Raw genomic sequence first — 17,345 nt, 5'->3', positions numbered from 1 at the left:
TTTTTGTCACACCGCAGGGCATTTTTTGTCTGCCGATCAACGCTCCCAGCGGCACACTTCCCAGCCGTGCTCCGCCGCCAGCGCGCTCAGTTCGCTGTCTGGGTTGATCACCGTGGCGCTGTCGACGAATTGCAGCATCGCCTTATCGTTGAGAGAGTCGCTGTAGCCATGGCTGTGCTCGAACTTCAGGTGTGGATGCTGCGTCAGCCAGTGCTGCAGGCGGATCACCTTGCCCTGTTGGTAGGTCATGGTGCCGTAGGTGTTGCCGGTGAAGCGGCCGTCGCTGATTTCCACGCCGATCGCCAGCGCATCGTCGGCGCCGAGCTGTTCGGCGATCGGCGCCACCAGGTGTTCGCCGGTGGCGGAGATCACCAGGATGCAGTCGCCGCGCTCGCGGTGCCACTGCAGGCGCTCACGGGCGGCGGGATAGACGCGCGGCAGGATATCGCGGCGAATGTAGCGTTGCACCCAGCCGGCCACGGTTTGCACGCTCAGGCCGGTCAGCGGTGCCAGCGTGGCCTGCATGTAGTCCTCCATCGACAGCTTGCCCTGATAATAGAGCTGCATCAGCTGCTGCTCCTGCAGTTCCAGCTCCGCCGGCGCGAAGCCCTGGCCGACCAGCCAGCGGATCCACAGGCTGGCGCTGTCATCGTCAATCAGGGTTTCATCCAGGTCGAATAAGGCTAAATCCATCAGTATTTCTCCGGCAGGCAGGGTATGAGGTCGTTTACAGGATAGCGGATAGCGCCCATCGCCAGCCAGCGGCGTCGGCGAAATTGCGCAGAGCATAAGAAACATTGATGACGGTTTTGCGACAGTTTGTTGAACGTTTGCATAACTTAGAACGCAACAATATTGGCCGCCCCGGGGAGCGCGGTGATAACTATGAGGCAAACGCAGCTACCCGCTGGAGAGAGACAATGTTGATTATTCGCCTGTATGGCAGCCCGATCGTGATCGGGGAACAAGAGGAACCGCATGATGACGCACCTGACGACGCTGAAGACGCTGCCGCTGCTGGATCTTTCGCAGCTTGACGGCGATGCGCGCCGGCGGCGCGTCTTTCTCGACGATCTGCGCGCGGCGGCCCGCGACGTCGGCTTTTTCTATCTGCGCGGCCACGGCGTGGACGGCGCGTTGAATGCGCGGCTGCAGCACGCCGCGCGGCAATTTTTCGCGCTGTCGGAAGCCGACAAATTGGCGGTGCAGATGGTGCATTCGCCGCACTTTCGCGGTTACAACCGGGCGGCGGCGGAGCTGACGCGCGGGCAGCCGGACTGGCGCGAGCAGTTCGATATCGGCGCCGAACGCCCGGCGCTGACGTTGTCTGACGACACGCCGCGCTGGGCGCGCCTGCAGGGGCCAAACCAGTGGCCGGCGGCGCTGCCGACGCTGAAACCGCTGCTGCTGCAGTGGCAACAGGCGATGACCGCCATGTCGCTGCGGCTGCTGCGCACTTTCGCTTTGGCGCTGTCGCTGCCGGAGCAGGCTTTCGATCGCTTGTACGGCGAGAAGCCCAACGAGCACATCAAACTGATCCGCTATCCGGGGCGGGAGGCTACCGACAGTGCACAGGGCGTCGGTGCGCACAAGGACTCCGGCTTTCTCAGCTTCCTGCTGCAGGACGCGCAAAAAGGGCTGCAGGTGGAGGTAAGCGAAGGGCAATGGATAGACGCGCAGCCGCGTGAAGACACCTTCGTGGTGAACATCGGCGAGCTGCTGGAGCTGGCGACCAACGGCTATCTGCGCGCCACGGTGCATCGGGTGGAAACGCCGCCGGCGGGGTACGACAGGCTGTCGATCGCCTTCTTCCTCGGCGCGCGCTTGGACGCGGTGGTGCCGTTGTATCAACTGCCGCCGCCGCTGGCGGCGCAGGCGCCCGGCCCGGCCAGCGATCCGCTCAACCCGCTGCTGCGCGACGTGGGGTATAACTACCTGAAAGGCCGCATCCGTTCCCACCCCGATGTGGCACAGCGCTTTTATCGGGACGTCATCGGCGTCTGAACACCAGGCACAAAAAAGCCCGGCACGCCGGCCGGGCTGATGGCGATTGATTCGGCGATTATTCCGCCAGCGCCTGCTGCAGATCGGCGATCAGATCTTCCACATCCTCAATCCCCACCGACAGGCGCACCAGCTGCGGTGTGATGCCGGTTGCCAGGCGCTGTTCCAGCGGAATGGAGGCGTGCGTCATGCTGAACGGTTGGCTGATCAGGCTTTCCACGCCGCCCAGGCTTTCCGCCAGGGTGAACAGGTGCGAGCGCTGGATGACCCGGCGCGCATAGGCGTCGTCGCCTTTCAGCCGCACCGAGATCATGCCGCCGAAGCGCGTCATCTGGCGCGCCGCCAGTTCATGCTGCGGGTGGCTCGGCAGGCCGGGATAATAGACGTTTTCCACCTGCGGCTGGCTCTCCAGCCACTGGGCGATGCGCAGCGCGCTGTCGCTGTGGCGCTGCATGCGCAGGGCCAGGGTGCGAATGCCGCGCAGCGTCAGGAAGCTGCTGAACGGATCGAGAATGCCGCCGACCGCGTTTTGCAGGAAACCGAGCTGCTCCGCCAGCGCCGGGTTATCCCCCACCGCAGCGACGCCGGCCACCACGTCGGAGTGACCGTTGAGGTATTTGGTGGCGGAGTGCACCACCACGTCAAAGCCCAGATCCAGCGGACGCTGCAGATACGGCGAAGCGAAGGTATTGTCCGCCACGCTGATAAGCTGATGCTTTTTGGCGATCGCGGCGATGGCGCTCAGATCCGCCAGTTTCAGCAATGGGTTGGTCGGGGTTTCCACCCAGATCATTTTGGTATCCGGCTCGATCGCCTGTTCCAGCCCGGCGAGATCCGCCGGTGACACGTAGGTGACGCGCAGGCCGGCGGTGCGGCTGCGCACCTTTTCCAGCAGGCGATAGGTGCCGCCGTACAGGTCGTCTACCGCGATCAGGTGGCTGTCTTTATCGAGCAGCTCCAGCACCGTGGAGCAGGCCGCCAGACCGGAGGCGAAGGCGTAGCCGCGGCTGCCACCTTCCAGTTCGGCGATGGCGCTTTCCAGCGCGGTGCGCGTCGGGTTGGCGCTGCGGGAGTATTCGTAGCCGGTATGCTCGCCCGGTGCCGGTTGGGCGTAGGTGGAGGTGGCGTAAATCGCCGGCATCACTGCGCCGGTCGCGTCCGGGGTGTAACCGGCGTGAACGGTCAACGTATCAAACTTGGCCATAATGGGTCCTTATTAACGTAATTTTTGGCGCCAGGCGTTAAGTACGTCTGTGCGGGTAATCAGGCCGAGGAAGCGCTCGCCGTCGAGCACTACCGCGACGTGGCCATGGTTGAAGGTGGCCTGTAATTCGTCGTAGCCGGCTTCTTTTTGCAGCGTATGGACTTGCTTGGTCATCGCGCTGCCGGCCGGCAGGCTGAAGTGGGCGGCGTCGGCCTGGACGGCGTTCAGCAGATCCCACTCATCGATCAAACCGACCACCCGATCGCCTTCCAGCACCGGCAGCTGCGAGATGTCGTACAGCCGCATGCGGGCGTGCACGATCGCCAGCGTGTCATCCGGCGCGGCAGAAACGGCCGCACCTTCGTCGTGGCGGTAGGCGATCAGATCGCGCAGATCGCCGTGCTGCGGCTTGCTCAGCAGGCCCTGTTCCAGCATCCAGTGGTCGTTATACATTTTAGACAGGTATTTGTTGCCGCTGTCGCAGACGAAGGTCACCACTCGCTTGGGTTCGGTCTGTGCGCGGCAGTAACGCAATGCGGCGGCCAGCAGGGTGCCGGTGGACGATCCCGCCAGCACGCCTTCCTTGCGCAGTAGATCGCGCGCGGTAGTGAAGGCCTCCGCGTCGCCGATGCGGTAAGCGTTGCGGACCTGGTCAAAGTCGCTGAGCGGCGGGACAAAGTCTTCGCCGATGCCCTCGACTAACCAACTGCCCGCTTCGCCGATGTGACCGTTGTCGAGATAGTCCGCCAGAATAGAACCGGCAGGGTCGGCCAGCACAAATTCCGTCTGCGGCGAAACGTCGGCGAAATAGCGGCTCAGCCCGCCCAGCGTGCCGCCGGAGCCGACGCCGACCACGATAGCGTCCACGTCGTGCTCCATCTGCCGCCACAGTTCGGGCGCGGTAGTGGTGGTATGGGCCGCCGGATTGGCCGGGTTGTTGAACTGATCGATATAAAAGGCGCCGGGGATCTCCCCGGCGAGGCGTTTGGCGTAATCCTGATAGTAAGCCGGATGCCCCTTGCCGACGTCCGAGCGGGTCAACAGCACTTCCACGCCCAGCGCGCGCAGGTGGAAGATCTTCTCGCGGCTCATCTTGTCCGGCACCACCAGCAGCAGCTTATAGCCTTTCAGCGCCGCCACCAGCGCCAATCCCAGGCCGGTATTGCCGGCGGTGGCTTCGATGATGGTGCCGCCCGGCTGCAGCTTGCCGTCGCGCTCGGCCTGTTCGATCATCGACAGCGCCACGCGGTCTTTGATCGAACCGCCGGGGTTTTGGTTCTCCAGCTTGACGAACAGCCGGCACGGGCCGGTATCGAACTGGGTCAGTTCCAGCATCGGGGTATTGCCAATCATCTCGATGACGGAATGGGGGATCGCCATGACTCATCTCCAGGATTATTCGGTATAAAAGTCTTTGTATGGATGATAGCGCTGAGGATAAGCGCTTTAAAAAGAACAAATAACGGTTCTATATGCCATTATGGAATATATTAATCTTTTTTAGACGTATGGATGCGCAGATGTTTAGCAGTGCAGATGCTTGGCCGTGTGGCCGTGGATGGGTGCAAAAATGCGCGTCGCGATGTTTTTTTAAACGATCAGCAGGGGCCTGCGTACAGTTATGTAAAAATGCTGAAAATTCACGCTAAACCCTGCAAAAATAAGATAAATCACATAAACTCACAGCAAGGGCATTTTCGGTGCGTTGTGTTACCCGCTATGGGCGCCGCAGGGGGTTGCGGCCGGCATGCGCGCACCGGGCCACTCTCGCTGGTTGGCTTAAAACGTGAACATGTTTGAAAGTTAACGCTATTTCAATGGTTTGAATGGACACTCTGGCGACGTCATGATGAAAAAAAACTTATCCACTTCCCTGAAAAAACTGACCTTCAGCGTAGGCATCCTGTTGCTGGCCGCACCGGCCGTGCGCGCTGCCGAGCCGCCGGCGCCGCCGCAGGTAGACGCCAAGGCCTACATTCTGATGGATTACAACAGCGGCAAGGTGCTGACCGAAGGTAATTCCGATACGCGTCTCGATCCCGCCAGCCTGACCAAGATCATGTCCAGCTACGTGATCGGCCAAGCGATCAAGGCCGGCAAGATCAAGCCGGACGACCTGGTCACCGTCGGTAAAGATGCCTGGGCGCCCGGTAACCCGGCGCTGCGCGGTTCTTCACTGATGTTCATCAAGCCGGGCGATCAGGTGCCGGTGCTGGAGCTGAATAAAGGCATCGTGATCCAGTCGGGCAACGATGCCAGCATCGCGCTGGCGGATTACGTGGCGGGCAGCCAAGATTCGTTCGTCGGCCTGATGAACAACTACGCCAAATCTCTGGGGCTGCAGAATACCCACTTCCTGACGGTGCACGGTCTGGATGCGGAAGGGCAGTACAGCACCGCGCGCGACATGGCGCTGCTGAGCCAGGCGCTGATCCGCGACGTGCCGGACGAATACGCGCTGCATAAAGAGAAAGAGTTCACCTTTAACAAGATCCGCCAGATTAACCGTAACCGTCTGCTGTGGAGCAGCAACCTGAACGTCGACGGCATCAAGACCGGTTACACCAGCGGTGCAGGCCACAACCTGGTGGCGTCCGCCACCGACGGCCCGATGCGCCTGATCTCGGTGGTGCTGGGCGCGCCGAGCGATCGCGTGCGCTTCAGCGAAAGCGAAAAGCTGCTGACCTGGGGCTTCCGTTTCTATGAAACCGCGACGCCGATCAAGGCCGATAAGCCGTTCGTCACCCAGAAAGTGTGGTTCGGCGACGTCAGCGAAGTGCCGCTCGGCGTGGCGAAAGACGCCTCGGTCACCATTCCGAAAGGGCAGATGAAAAACCTGAAGGCCAGCTACAAGCTGACCCAACCGACGCTGGAAGCGCCGCTGGCGAAAAACCAGGTGGTCGGCACCATCGATTTCCAACTGGACGGCAAGACCATCGAGCAGCACCCGCTGGTGGTGATGCAAGAGGTGAAAGAGGGCAACTTCTTCAGCCGCATCTGGGATATGGTGATGATGAAGCTGAGCCAGTGGTTCGGCGGGATCTTCGGCTAAATACCCTGATGTGAGGCGCGCGCCCCGGGCGCAAGATTCTCGACCAAGCCGCAACGGAGACGTTGCGGCTTTTTTTTCGCAAGTTTCTGGGATGCGGGGTGTTTAAAAGTAGTCCACCAGCATGGTGGCGCCGCTGGTGAAATCGCCTTCCGCCAGGGTGACGGCGCTGTTTTTCACCGGTACTGCATCAAGCGTCGGCGGATTGGCGTAATCGATGTTCAGCGGCGTATTGATGGCAAAGGCCTTACCGTTGGCCAGCAGCTTGATGCCCAATCCATTGACGCTGCTGGTTAACACGCTGCCGTCGAAGGCCGCCGCGCCGCCCATGATCTTCATTTTCAGCTGGCGGCTGTTATCCAGAAACTCGCATTTGATGCTGTAATCGATGCGTTGCATATAGCGATTGCCGTCGATGCGCTTAATACCGACCTTGCCGAAGTCGATATCGATGGTGCGCCCGTCATTGATCACGCAAGGCGGAGGCGCCACCACGGTGGCGGTGATGTTGACCTTGGTGCCCTGGTCGGCGGCCTGGGCGGCGGCGCTAATCAGGCTCAGTGACCACAGCAGAGCGCAGCGCGTTTTTTTCGTCATGTTCATTCTGACTCCCGTTTCAAGGTGCGCTGAAGATCAGCGTGGCCGAGCCTGACAGCGGGCCGGTGGCGATGCTGGTGTAAGGCACATTGTTCTTCACCGGCACAAAGGTTACGGTGTCGTTGCCCAGTCCGTTGACGATGCGCGTTCTGAAGGCATTGTTGGGCTTTACCACCGCCCCGTTGTACACCATGGCCACGCCGACGTTAGGGTTGCTGGTCTTGATAAAATCGCTGGAGAAGCCGCTGGCGTCGCTGACCATACGGATCAGAATATCCTGCGTCGCGCTCTGGTCGTCGCATTGGTAGCTGAGCGCTTTATCCTGTTTTATCTGGGCATCGCTGGCGCTCTGAGTCAGAAAGTCCTGACGGATCTGGCCGAAGTCGACGTTAATCTGCTGGCCGTTGTTGATGGTGCAACTGGTGGTGACGAAGTAAGCGTCATTGTCGGCGATCAGGCGCCAGCGATAAACGCCGCACTGTGGGCAACCCGGCTGATCGTTAGTCTGAATAAAGTTGATTTGACCGATGACGTCGCCCTTGTTCACCTTGATGTCCGGCGTTGGGAAACGGTTCAACACGATATAGACCCGGATGGCGACCGACTGAGTTTGCAGGTTGGTCAGGCTGAGTACGCTGATGCCTGATGGCACCGGAGAGTTGTAATCGCTGCCGTTGATGGTGGTACCGCTGCCGATGGTGCCAAAAATCGCACTGTTCATCGACAGCGCCGGGCTGTCGGTTTTGAGATAGTCATACCAGCTCGCGACGTCGTTTTTACAGGTGACCTGGCTGACGTTGACGATTTCGTTTTTGCCATAAGAAAGCTGTGGCCCGATGCGTACCCGGACGTCAACCGGCGTGGCCGAGCCCCCGGGTGGAATCAGTCCGCCATCGGACGTGCGGCAGGTAAATGCGTTGGCATTGCCAAGCAGCATGAAGAAAGATAATGCCAGGCAGCAACGTAAAAATAGCAGGGCTGTTTTTCTCACGATAATATCCCAATATATATAAATAGTGTGCGGCATTACTCCGCAATGAAATATCGCCAATCAGGCCGGTTGGCCATATTTATTCCGTTAAAGGGGAGTGAGGGCATCTCTGTTGGGGATGCCGTCGTTATCACCGTTCAGCAACGCGGTGGGATACCACCTCAACGAGTTGTTGATAGAGCCGTCCGTCACAATCACTTTTTGCCGAACGACAAGATCCAACAACAGCCGCCGAGCCCGGTAAACACCGACGTTGACAGCATTGGCCAGTTGCCGCGTCGATAGCCATTGCTGCTGCGGCGGCAGCCCGGCGACGGGGCACTTGCGGGGCGACTGCGCAAATAATGTTTGCAGCAGATCGTGCTGCAATTGCCGTATTTCCTTTTGTTTCGGAGATAACGCTTCCATAGCACTTCCTCTGTATTCCGATTGCCGTATTCCTAAGAAAAAACAAACTTTCGCTGCCTACCAACAACGAGGTAAAACGCGAACAAAGAAAAATCCTATCTATTTATCAGGATTGAAAAAAAAGGCGTTGCCCGCCCCGTTTTTACCTATAGCAAGGCAGGGGAGGCGTCACGCTGAAACCTAAAATTTTGGTTTATTATATTCACAAAGTGCCACTTTGCGATCTGATTACTTGGTAATCCCAGAAAAACAGGATATTGCTCTATAAAAGCATCTTTTACGATCTATGAGCCTAAAAATAACAGTAAATTAACTTCAATTAGGAAATAAATTGCGAATGTTCGCCTTGATCAAAAAAAGCCTTTTTTTGCTTGGAGGCATTTGCCAGAATATTCATCGCCGGACAAGAAGGGCGGATTAGAAAGTATTGGCCTCTGCTTGTTGTGATTTCGTTTATTTTTATATGACGAATTCATTAATGGGTGGGCCGCTGCGAACTTGCCGTGATCGACATGTTTATTGTCGGTGCCTTTGGGTTTTGGCAGTTAACCAACCAGCAAGATGCTAAAGAATCAGGGCTGCGCATATATAAGCGCGAGCGGGTTTCCTGTTGCTCTTTTTCTTGATTGGAATATGCATTTTTTCTTATAAGGAATATAGGTTCTATGAAACTTAACAAAATCATGATGGCTGCAGTGATTGCATTTGGCGCAAGTTCTTTTGCACAGGCAGCCGATCAGGGACACGGTAAGGTCACCTTCACGGGTTCTATTATTGATGCGCCATGCTCTATTGCGCCCGAGTCGATCGATCAGACCGTAGATCTGGGCCAGGTTTCCAACGTGGCGTTGAAAAACGGCGGCAAATCCAACCCGCGTCCGTTTGAAATCAAACTGGAGCAGTGTGATATCACCACGCTGAAAACCGTTAAAACCACCTTCAGCGGCGTAGCGTCGTCCACCGACAAGGATCTGTTGGGTATCGCGGGCACCGCCAGCGGCGCCGGCGTAGCCATCTCTTACAATGGTCAGCCGATCAAACTGGGTGAAGCGACTACCGCACAGACCCTGAACACCGGCAACAATACCCTGCATTTCGCCGCCTACCTGCAGGGCGAAGGCGCTTCCGCCGCCATCGTTCCGGGCGATTTCACTGCCGTAGCCGATTTCACCCTGGCTTATCAGTAAGTGAGTCCGAAGGCTTAATCAACCAGGCATGGGGTTCGCCGCATGCCTGGTGAATCTCCCTGTCAAAGGAATGTCGCGATGTTTTTACCAAGGAATCGAGCGGGTGCCGTTCTTTTGGCGTCGTTGGCGTTTGTGCCCGGCTATGCAACTTCCGCCGCGCAGGGGTGGGGCAAAGTCAACATGCACGGCGCCATTATCGACACCGCCTGCGCCATTGCCGCCGGCAGCCGCGATCAGACGATCGATATGGACACTATTCCTCTCGGGCAGATCATTCGTGACGGCCAGGGGATGACCAAACCTTTCAGTATCGAATTGGTCAATTGCATTTTGGAACGACCGGAAAACAAGCCTGACTGGAAATTCTTTCAGGTCACGTTTGATGGTTATGCGGAAGGCGCTCTGTTTGGCGTACAGGGCGATGCGCGCGGCGTTGCATTGGAGATAAAAGACAGCAGCGGCACGGCGGTTATTCCAGGGAAACCTTTACCGATGGAGGGAATAATACCGGGAAACCGAGTGCTGAATTATTCCATGACGTTGATGCCGAATCACCAGCCGTTGAAGGTGGGAGCGTATTTTTCCACAGTGCGTTTTAAGCTGGATTATTTTTGATTTTTTCTCGTACTGACGGTTAATTCGTTATTGAAAGGACTTTATTATGCTTTCACCGGCAGGGAAGTTATTTCGTCTTCAGGCCTTGGGGCTTTGCGTTGCCCTTTCTCTGGGAAATCCAATCGCGTTGGTCTATGCCGCCGACGTTATTCAATTCAATACCGACGTATTGGACATCAACGATCGTAAAAATATCGATCTGAGCCAATTCACGCGCAGCGGCTACATCATGCCGGGCGTTTATACCATGGTGGTGCACGTCAATAAGAACGATCTGCCGGAACAGCCGGTGACGTTTATGGCGCCCGAGAACGATCCTAAAGGCAGCGAAGCCTGTCTTTCGCCGGAATTGGTCAACCAACTGGGGCTGAAAGAAAAACTGTTAAGCACGCTGAACTGGACGCACGGCGGCCGTTGCCTTGACGCCTCCAGTCTGGCGGGGATGGAAGCCCGCGGCGATCTTGCCAGCTCCTCACTGTATCTCAACATTCCTCAGGCCTATCTGGAATACAGCTCGGAAAACTGGGACCCGCCTTCGCGCTGGGATGACGGTATTCCTGGGCTGCTGTTTGACTATAACGTCAACGCCCAAACGCAAAAGCATCAGAAAGGCGGCAGCAGTTACAGTCTGAGCGGCAACGGCACCGGCGGCGCCAACCTGGGCGCCTGGCGTCTGCGCGCCGACTGGCAGGCCAACCTCAACCATCAGACCGGTTCTTCTCAGCCTACCGATAAGCAGTTCGACTGGAGCCGCTATTACGCCTACCGGGCGATCCCGGCGCTGCGTTCGCGGCTGACGATGGGTGAGGATTACCTGAACTCCGACATTTTCGACAGCCTGCGCTTTACCGGCGTCAGTCTGCGATCCGACGACAGCATGTTGCCGCCCAATCTGCGCGGCTATGCGCCGGAAGTGACCGGCGTGGCGAAAACCAACGCCAAGGTGGTGGTCAGCCAGCAGGGGCGCGTGCTGTATGAAACGCAGGTAGCGGCGGGGCCGTTCCGCATTCAGGACATCAATGATGCGGTTTCCGGCGAGCTGGACGTGCGTGTCGAAGAGCAAGACGGTAGCGTGCAGGAGTTCAAGATGAACACCGCCAACATTCCTTATCTGACGCGGCCGGGTACGGTGCGTTACAAGCTGGCGACGGGCAAACCGTCAGAGTGGGGGCACCATCTGCGCGGGCCGATGTTCGGCACCGGCGAGTTCTCCTGGGGGATCAGCAACGGCTGGTCGCTGTACGGTGGGGGCATCGCCGGCGGCGATTACAACGCGCTGTCGCTGGGGATCGGGCGCGATCTGATGGCGCTGGGGGCGCTGTCGTTCGATGCCACGCAGTCGCGTGCGCGTTTGCCGCAGGATGGCACGCTGACCGGCGGTTCGTACCGGCTGAGCTATTCGAAGAACTTCGATGAATACGACAGCCAGGTCACCTTTGCCGGTTACCGCTTCTCCCAGGAAGATTTCATGAGCATGGGGGACTACCTGGATGCGCGTTACGAAGGGGGGCGCAGCGGCAAGAGCAAGGAGATGTACACCATCACCTTCAACAAGCAGTTCCGCGAGCTGGGGCTGAGCACCTATCTCAACTACAGCCACCAAACCTACTGGGATCGGGCGCCGAACGATCGTTACAACCTGATGGTATCGCGCTATTTCGACATCGGCGATTTCAAGAACGTCAGCGTGTCGCTGTCGGCCTATCGCAACCGTTACAACGAGCGCAACGACGACGGGATGTATCTGTCGCTGTCGCTGCCCTGGGGCAGTGCAGGCACGCTCAGTTACAACATGACGCTCGATCGCGAAGAGAACGCTCACCGGGTCGGGTACTACAACCGGGTCGATGAACACAACAACTATCAGATCAGCGCCGGCGCCGCACGCAGCGGAGCGACGGCCAGCGGTTATTACAGCCATCAGGGCGACATGGCGCAGATCAACGCCAACGCCAGCTACCAGGCCGGCCGCTACAGCGCCGTCGGCATCGGCGCGCAGGGCGGCCTGACGATGGCGGCGGAAGGGGCGGTGCTGCACCGCGTCAATACGCCGGGCGGTACGCGTTTGCTGCTCGATACCGAAGGCGTCGCCGGTGTGCCGGTGCGCGGCTACGGCAGTACGGTGCTGACCAACCGTTACGGCAAGGCGGTGGTGGCGGATGTAAACAGCTACTACCGCAACAAGGCCAGTATCGATCTCAACAGCCTGAGCGACAACGTCGAGGCGACGCGTTCCGTGGTGCAGGCCACGTTGACCGAGGGGGCCATCGGCTACCGCAAGTTTGAAGTGATTGCCGGCGAGAAGGCGATGGCGATCGTCAAGCTGGCGGACGGCAGCGAGCCGCCGTTTGGTGCCACGGTGCTGAATGCCCGCAAACAGGAGACCGGCATCATCAATGACGGCGGCAGCGTTTACCTGTCCGGCCTTAACCCCGGCGAGCGCATGAGCGTGCACTGGAACGGCGCGGCGCAGTGTGAAATCCAGTTGCCGTCGCCGCTGTCGGCCGAAATGTTGATGAACACGTTGCTGCTGCCTTGCCGTCCTCTTGCCGGCAGCAAGTCGGCGGCTGACGCCAACTGACATACACCCGGCGGAGCCCGCTCCGCTGCTAAACCGCCGGGGCGGGCTCGTCCGCTCCCGGCCGACTGGAACCGTGAAGACATGATGAATCTGACTATGACCAGAAAGACCGTTTTCCTTGTGGGCCCGCTCGCCGCCGCGTTGACGATCGGCGCGGTCAGCCTGCCCGCTCATGCGGCTATCGCGCTGGATCGCACGCGCGTGATTTTCGACGGCGACCTGAAAACGGTCAGTCTCAACATCAGCAACCAGAACAAACAGTTGCCGTATCTGGCGCAGGGATGGATCGAAGACGATCGCGGCAACAAGATTCAAAGTCCTTTCACCGTGCTGCCGCCGGTGCAGCGGGTGGAACCGGGCAAACCGAGCCAGGTGAAGATCCAGTCGCTGCCGGCCGCGCGTCAGCTGCCGCAGGACAGGGAGACGCTGTATTACTTCAACCTGCGCGAGATCCCGCCGCGCAGCAATAAGCCGAATACGCTGCAGATAGCGCTGCAGACGCGCATCAAAATGTTTTATCGCCCGGCGGCGCTCGCCCCGAAAAAGAACGCCGCGCCGTGGCAGGAGCAGCTGACGCTGACCCGGCAGGGTGATAAGTACGTGGTGAATAACCCGACCCCTTATTACGTGACGATCGTTGAGGCGAGCGCCGGCAAGGGCGGAAAAGGGGCGGCGGGCTTTGAACCGCTGATGGTGGCGCCGAAGGCCAGTGCCCCGCTGAACGTCTCTGCCGCGAGCCTCGGCAACGGTCCGTCGCTGGCATACATCAACGATTACGGTGGGCGGCCGCAGTTGAACTTCCGCTGCGCCGGCAATGCCTGCCAGGTCGTGCCGGTCGCCAAATGACGATCCGCGCGCAAGCAGGGAAGACAGAGTGAACACAGCGGAGTGAACGAATCATGCAACGAAAGATCCCCATGCTGTTGGGAAAGGCCTATGAACGTCATCAGCGACGCACTATCGGCCTGACGGTGTTGGCCGCGCTGATGGTACCGCTGACGGCAGGCACGATGCTGATGCTGATGCCGTCGGCCCGCGCGGTGGACAACTGGGACGTGGAGGGCGCGAACGGCACGCTCCACGTCTACGGTGCGTTGACGGAAAGCGCCTGCAGTCTGGAAATGACCACCGCTCGTCAGGAGGTTTGGCTGGGGGAGACCGGAACGGCGCACTTTCAGCGTCCGGGCGATCGCGGCACGCCGGTGGCGTTCGAGCTGACGCTGAAAGACTGTCTGCGGGCGCCGGCGAGCAATCGCGACGCCTGGACCGGAGTTCTGGCCTGGAGCGGCAGTCAGCCTGCTGTGTCGGTGGCGTTTGCCGCGCCGACGGATGACGACGCGCCGGGTTTGGTCAGGGTCGCCGGCGTCACCGGCTTGGGGCTGCAGTTGGCGGATGCCAGCGGCCTGCCGGTGCGCCTCGGCGCGCGTAACAAACCGATCTTGCTGACGCCGGGGCAAAACACCCTGACGTATACGGTGACGCCGGTGCGCACCCCAGCGACGCTGAGCGCCGGCGCCTACCGTGCGGCGATCGATTTCCGCCTTTATTACGACTAATACGCCGCTTGTGCCGGAGCGGCGCAAGCACAACCAAAGGGAGTGGCGTCATGCGCGCGACAGAGACGAACCGGCGCCGGAGCGCGCTGTTGGGGGCCGGCATGGTCATGGCGGCCGGCATGATGGCGCCGCCGGCGGCTGCGGCGGAAAACATGCGCTTTCACGGTACGCTGGTGGCCGAGCCGTGCGTCATTCAGCCGGGAGATGAGGATATCCAACTGGATTTCGGCACCATCGTCGACAAATACCTGTATCTGAACACCCGCACCCATAGCCAAAGCTTCGCGTTGCACCTGACCGAGTGCGATCTCAGCCTGGGCAATACGGTGGCCATTACGTTTACCGGCACCGAGAACGCCAAACTGCCCGGTCTGTTGGCGCTGGATGCCGGCAGCCTGGCCTCGGGGATCGGCATCGGGCTGGAGGACAGCACCGGCAAGGCGCTGCCGCTCAATCGCGCCAGCGATAAATTCCGCCTGAATGCCGGCAACACCACGCTCACGCTGCAGGCCTATGTGCAGGGGGAGCCGGAGGCCATCCAAACGAAGTCCATCGGCCGCGGCACCTTCAGCGCGGTGGCCACTTTTACGTTGGAATACGAATAAGCGTCTACAAGGACAAAAAACGCAATGATGATAAAGCCCCTCAATCGCGCCCTGCGCATGGGCCTGCTGTGCCTGTTGGCGTTGAGCGCCGCCGCCTGTCAAAACCAAAAGTCGGGCAAGCCGGCTGTGAACACCAAAAATCAGGCTGTGCAAGCTCCGTCAGAAGAGGCTTTGCGCAAGCAGCGTGAGGCCGAGCAGCTGCAGCAGTGCCAGCAGCAACTGGGTGCATTGCGCACGATCGACGAGAAACAGTATCAGCGCTATAAACAGGCCTTCGACAGCCTGATGAGCGGCGCTTCGCAGTACGCCAACCTGCGTGCACGGGTAAACGGCGACACGCAGGAGACGGTGGATGCGCTGTATCGCTACAAGGTCAACTATCTGTGCGCCGGGGTGAATCAGGCGGTGTTGACCGGCTTGGCGGATCGCGGGGAGCAGGTTAAATGAGGCTGCGCCTGCTGGGCTGTGCGGCTCTGCTTTTCACCGGCGTCGCGCAGGCGGACGACGGCGTGCCAGCGCTGCTGCAGTTTGCCGAGCAGTATCAACGGCAGAACACCGCGCCGAAGAGCGAAAACGCGGCGCCCGCCGACCGCGGGGCGGGGCAAAAAAAGCGTGAGCCGGCAAAGCGTCCGCCGGACACCCACCAGCCTGCTTCACCGGCCAAAGCTTTTACGCTGAGCCAGGAATTATTGGCGCGTGACCAACAGCTGGCGCGCCAGCGAATGGAACTGACGATGTTGCGCCAGGAACTTACTGCGCTGCGGGCTGAGAAAGCGGCGCCACCCGTCGCGACGTTGCCTGATTCGTCAACGCTGCAGCAGTGGATCGCCGGGCTGGGCGCCGCCTGGCGCGGCTCGCCCGATGCGCAGCGCGCCGAGGCGCTGCTGCGGCAGGCGACGCAGGAAACCGCCAAAACCAAAGCGACGGCGATGCAGGCCGAACGGCGCGTCACCGAGCTGGAGTCCGCCGCGCAGGCATCGGCGCAGACGCTTGCACAACGCCAGCGCGAGCACCAGGAGGAACTGCACGCTCTGCGTACCGCGCTGGAGGCGAGTGAGCAGAAGCGGGCCGATGAGCAGAAAGTGACCCAGCAGGCGCGCGAAGCGCTGTTGGCGCTGCATAAGCGGCTGCAATGGGAGATGACGCCGGAGCAGTTGAAGGATGAACGCAAGCGTTTGTCCTATGCGGCGGGCAGTGCGCTGGGGCGGGATATTCAGGGGGTAGTGACGGAGCGTCAAAGCTGGGGCGTACCGGTGGACCGCGACAGCCTGTTGGCGGGCGTCATCGATAGCGTGTCGGGGCGTTTGCAGCTGCCGCCGGATGAACTGAATACGCTGACGGCGCAGGCGGATGCCGCCGCCATGGCCGCGCGTGAGAAACGCGTTAACGAACAGCGGCGGCGTGATGAAGATTATCTGGCGCAGTTCAGTCAACAAAAGGGCGTAAAGCAGTCGGCGATGGGCTTTTGGTATCGGGTGGATTACGCCGGGGAGGGCGCGCTGGCGCCAACGGCGGTGGTCGATGTGGTCGTGAAGGAGAAATTGACCGACGGCACGGTGATCCAGGATATGGAGCTGAGCGGCAAGGTGCTGTCGCAACCGCTGTCTGAGTATCCGCCGCTGTTCAGGGAGGCGATAAGCCATCTGCATAACCACGGTTCGCTGACGATGGTCGTGCCGCCGGCGCTGGCCTACGGCGAAACCGGCTATCCGCCGAAAGTACCACCTAACGCCACCATGATTTATGAATTACGCATCGACAACAGTCAGGCTCCGACAAAGGGGGCCCAGGCGGTTAAACGGGAAGCCGGAACGGCGGGAGGGCAGGGATGAACACCATGATAAAAATCGCGCTATTTGATGAAAACCGTTACTTCAGCGCCGGTTGGCAGGAGGCCCTGGCGCTGCATTTCAGCACTTACGGCAAGCGCACGCTGTTATTGGATGCGCAGCAGGTTCACGAAGCCGATCTGGTGTTCTGCTATTTTCCTCCCGGCGTGCAAAGCTGTTTTTGTCACTTTTTTGAGGCACAGACCGCAGGGCGCAAAACGCTGTATTTCTCGTTGCGAACGCCGGAGGGGCGGTATAAACGCACCGTGGGCACCCGCTGCTCGCTGGAGGCCGGCGTCATTTATCACGATACGCCGCTGGTATCGGCATTGTATCAGGTGAGCGCCGAACTGGAGCGGCGCAGCAAATGGCCGGGCAGGCCGGGTTGTGGCATGAACTGCGTATGCCAGCACCGCGGCCTGACGCTGCGCGAACAGGAGATCATGCGCTGCATGACGCGGGAGATGGGGGTAACGCAAATTGCACGGATGCTGGACATCAGTGTGAAAACCGTCAGCAATCACAAGATGAGCGTTATGCGCAAGATGGGATTCCGGCGTAATGCCGAACTTTACGGCTGGCTGCGGCACAGCGCCCGCCCCGGCGCCGTGGGGGCTCGGGCCGGCATTCAGCCGGGCGTTGCGGCAGGGAAAGAGCGGCATTGAAACGGCGCCGGCCAGATCGGAACGGCCGGCGCCTTTAGTGATTCGCCGTGGCGG

17 protein-coding genes are annotated in these 17,345 nt (G+C 59.9%); 11 read left to right on the top strand and 6 right to left on the bottom strand.

The window, feature by feature from the left end:
• Positions 1-36 precede the first annotated feature (36 nt).
• Positions 37-693, bottom strand: a complete 657-nt coding sequence (locus FUU19_RS06825) for an HAD family hydrolase (protein WP_060432762.1) — start codon at positions 691-693, stop codon at positions 37-39.
• Between the two features lie 288 nt (positions 694-981).
• Between FUU19_RS06825 and FUU19_RS06820 the strand changes: the two genes are divergently transcribed.
• Positions 982-2,004, top strand: coding sequence for an isopenicillin N synthase family dioxygenase (locus tag FUU19_RS06820; RefSeq protein ID WP_230490356.1), 1,023 nt, complete (start codon positions 982-984; stop codon positions 2,002-2,004).
• Positions 2,005-2,062: 58 nt separating this feature from the next.
• Here FUU19_RS06820 and FUU19_RS06815 read toward each other — a convergent pair whose 3' ends face one another.
• Positions 2,063-3,208, bottom strand: coding sequence for a trans-sulfuration enzyme family protein (locus FUU19_RS06815; protein WP_060432763.1), 1,146 nt, complete (start codon positions 3,206-3,208; stop codon positions 2,063-2,065).
• A 12-nt stretch (positions 3,209-3,220) separates the two neighbouring features.
• Positions 3,221-4,588 (bottom strand): pyridoxal-phosphate dependent enzyme, encoded by a 1,368-nt coding sequence (locus tag FUU19_RS06810; protein ID WP_147823020.1) that lies wholly within the window; start codon positions 4,586-4,588, stop codon positions 3,221-3,223.
• A 466-nt stretch (positions 4,589-5,054) separates the two neighbouring features.
• Here FUU19_RS06810 and FUU19_RS06805 point away from each other — a divergent pair, with 466 nt between their 5' ends.
• Complete coding sequence (locus FUU19_RS06805) at positions 5,055-6,260, top strand: serine hydrolase (protein ID WP_197832835.1); 1,206 nt, start codon at positions 5,055-5,057, stop codon at positions 6,258-6,260.
• A 102-nt stretch (positions 6,261-6,362) separates the two neighbouring features.
• Here FUU19_RS06805 and FUU19_RS06800 read toward each other — a convergent pair whose 3' ends face one another.
• The 3 genes from FUU19_RS06800 to FUU19_RS06790 form a co-directional block, all read right to left on the bottom strand.
• Positions 6,363-6,854, bottom strand: a complete 492-nt coding sequence (locus FUU19_RS06800) for a fimbrial protein (RefSeq protein WP_204275807.1) — start codon at positions 6,852-6,854, stop codon at positions 6,363-6,365.
• Between the two features lie 19 nt (positions 6,855-6,873).
• Positions 6,874-7,791: a fimbrial protein gene (locus tag FUU19_RS06795; RefSeq protein WP_141972980.1), complete on the bottom strand. Its 918-nt coding sequence runs from the start codon at positions 7,789-7,791 to the stop codon at positions 6,874-6,876.
• 141 nt (positions 7,792-7,932) lie between these two features.
• Positions 7,933-8,253: a hypothetical protein gene (locus FUU19_RS06790; RefSeq protein WP_060432766.1), complete on the bottom strand. Its 321-nt coding sequence runs from the start codon at positions 8,251-8,253 to the stop codon at positions 7,933-7,935.
• A 665-nt stretch (positions 8,254-8,918) separates the two neighbouring features.
• Between FUU19_RS06790 and FUU19_RS06785 the strand changes: the two genes are divergently transcribed.
• From FUU19_RS06785 to FUU19_RS06745, 9 genes are all read left to right on the top strand, one after another.
• A complete protein-coding gene (locus tag FUU19_RS06785; RefSeq protein WP_025302212.1) occupies positions 8,919-9,440 on the top strand; it encodes a fimbrial protein in 522 nt (173 codons plus the stop codon).
• Between the two features lie 78 nt (positions 9,441-9,518).
• The gene (locus tag FUU19_RS06780; RefSeq protein WP_141969861.1) at positions 9,519-10,055 is read left to right on the top strand and encodes a fimbrial protein; all 537 of its coding nucleotides are present in this window, start codon (positions 9,519-9,521) and stop codon (positions 10,053-10,055) included.
• Between the two features lie 46 nt (positions 10,056-10,101).
• Entirely contained in the window at positions 10,102-12,636 is a 2,535-nt protein-coding gene (locus FUU19_RS06775) for an outer membrane usher protein (RefSeq protein WP_230490266.1), read from the top strand.
• An 81-nt stretch (positions 12,637-12,717) separates the two neighbouring features.
• Complete coding sequence (locus FUU19_RS06770) at positions 12,718-13,482, top strand: fimbria/pilus periplasmic chaperone (RefSeq protein ID WP_048321394.1); 765 nt, start codon at positions 12,718-12,720, stop codon at positions 13,480-13,482.
• A 71-nt stretch (positions 13,483-13,553) separates the two neighbouring features.
• Positions 13,554-14,192, top strand: a complete 639-nt coding sequence (locus FUU19_RS06765) for a fimbrial protein (protein WP_141972978.1) — start codon at positions 13,554-13,556, stop codon at positions 14,190-14,192.
• A gap of 50 nt (positions 14,193-14,242) precedes the next feature.
• Positions 14,243-14,797, top strand: a complete 555-nt coding sequence (locus FUU19_RS06760) for a fimbrial protein (protein ID WP_141969857.1) — start codon at positions 14,243-14,245, stop codon at positions 14,795-14,797.
• A 24-nt stretch (positions 14,798-14,821) separates the two neighbouring features.
• Positions 14,822-15,244 (top strand): hypothetical protein, encoded by a 423-nt coding sequence (locus FUU19_RS06755; RefSeq protein ID WP_025302218.1) that lies wholly within the window; start codon positions 14,822-14,824, stop codon positions 15,242-15,244.
• Positions 15,241-16,629 carry an FKBP-type peptidyl-prolyl cis-trans isomerase N-terminal domain-containing protein gene (locus FUU19_RS06750; RefSeq protein WP_230490267.1) on the top strand — a complete coding sequence of 463 codons (1,389 nt, stop codon included), beginning with the start codon at positions 15,241-15,243 and terminating at the stop codon, positions 16,627-16,629. The genes FUU19_RS06755 and FUU19_RS06750 overlap by 4 nt, the downstream gene beginning before the upstream one ends.
• Complete coding sequence (locus tag FUU19_RS06745) at positions 16,626-17,291, top strand: response regulator transcription factor (protein WP_202669235.1); 666 nt, start codon at positions 16,626-16,628, stop codon at positions 17,289-17,291. Before FUU19_RS06750 ends, FUU19_RS06745 begins: the two co-directional genes overlap by 4 nt.
• Positions 17,292-17,345: the final 54 nt, after the last annotated feature.

Origin of the sequence: Serratia montpellierensis (assembly GCF_020858655.1) — a bacterium.
GTDB classification, from domain to species: Bacteria; Pseudomonadota; Gammaproteobacteria; order Enterobacterales; family Enterobacteriaceae; genus Serratia; species Serratia montpellierensis.
Note: the sequence above shows the minus strand (reverse complement) of the source record. Positions and strands in the feature narration are given on the sequence as shown.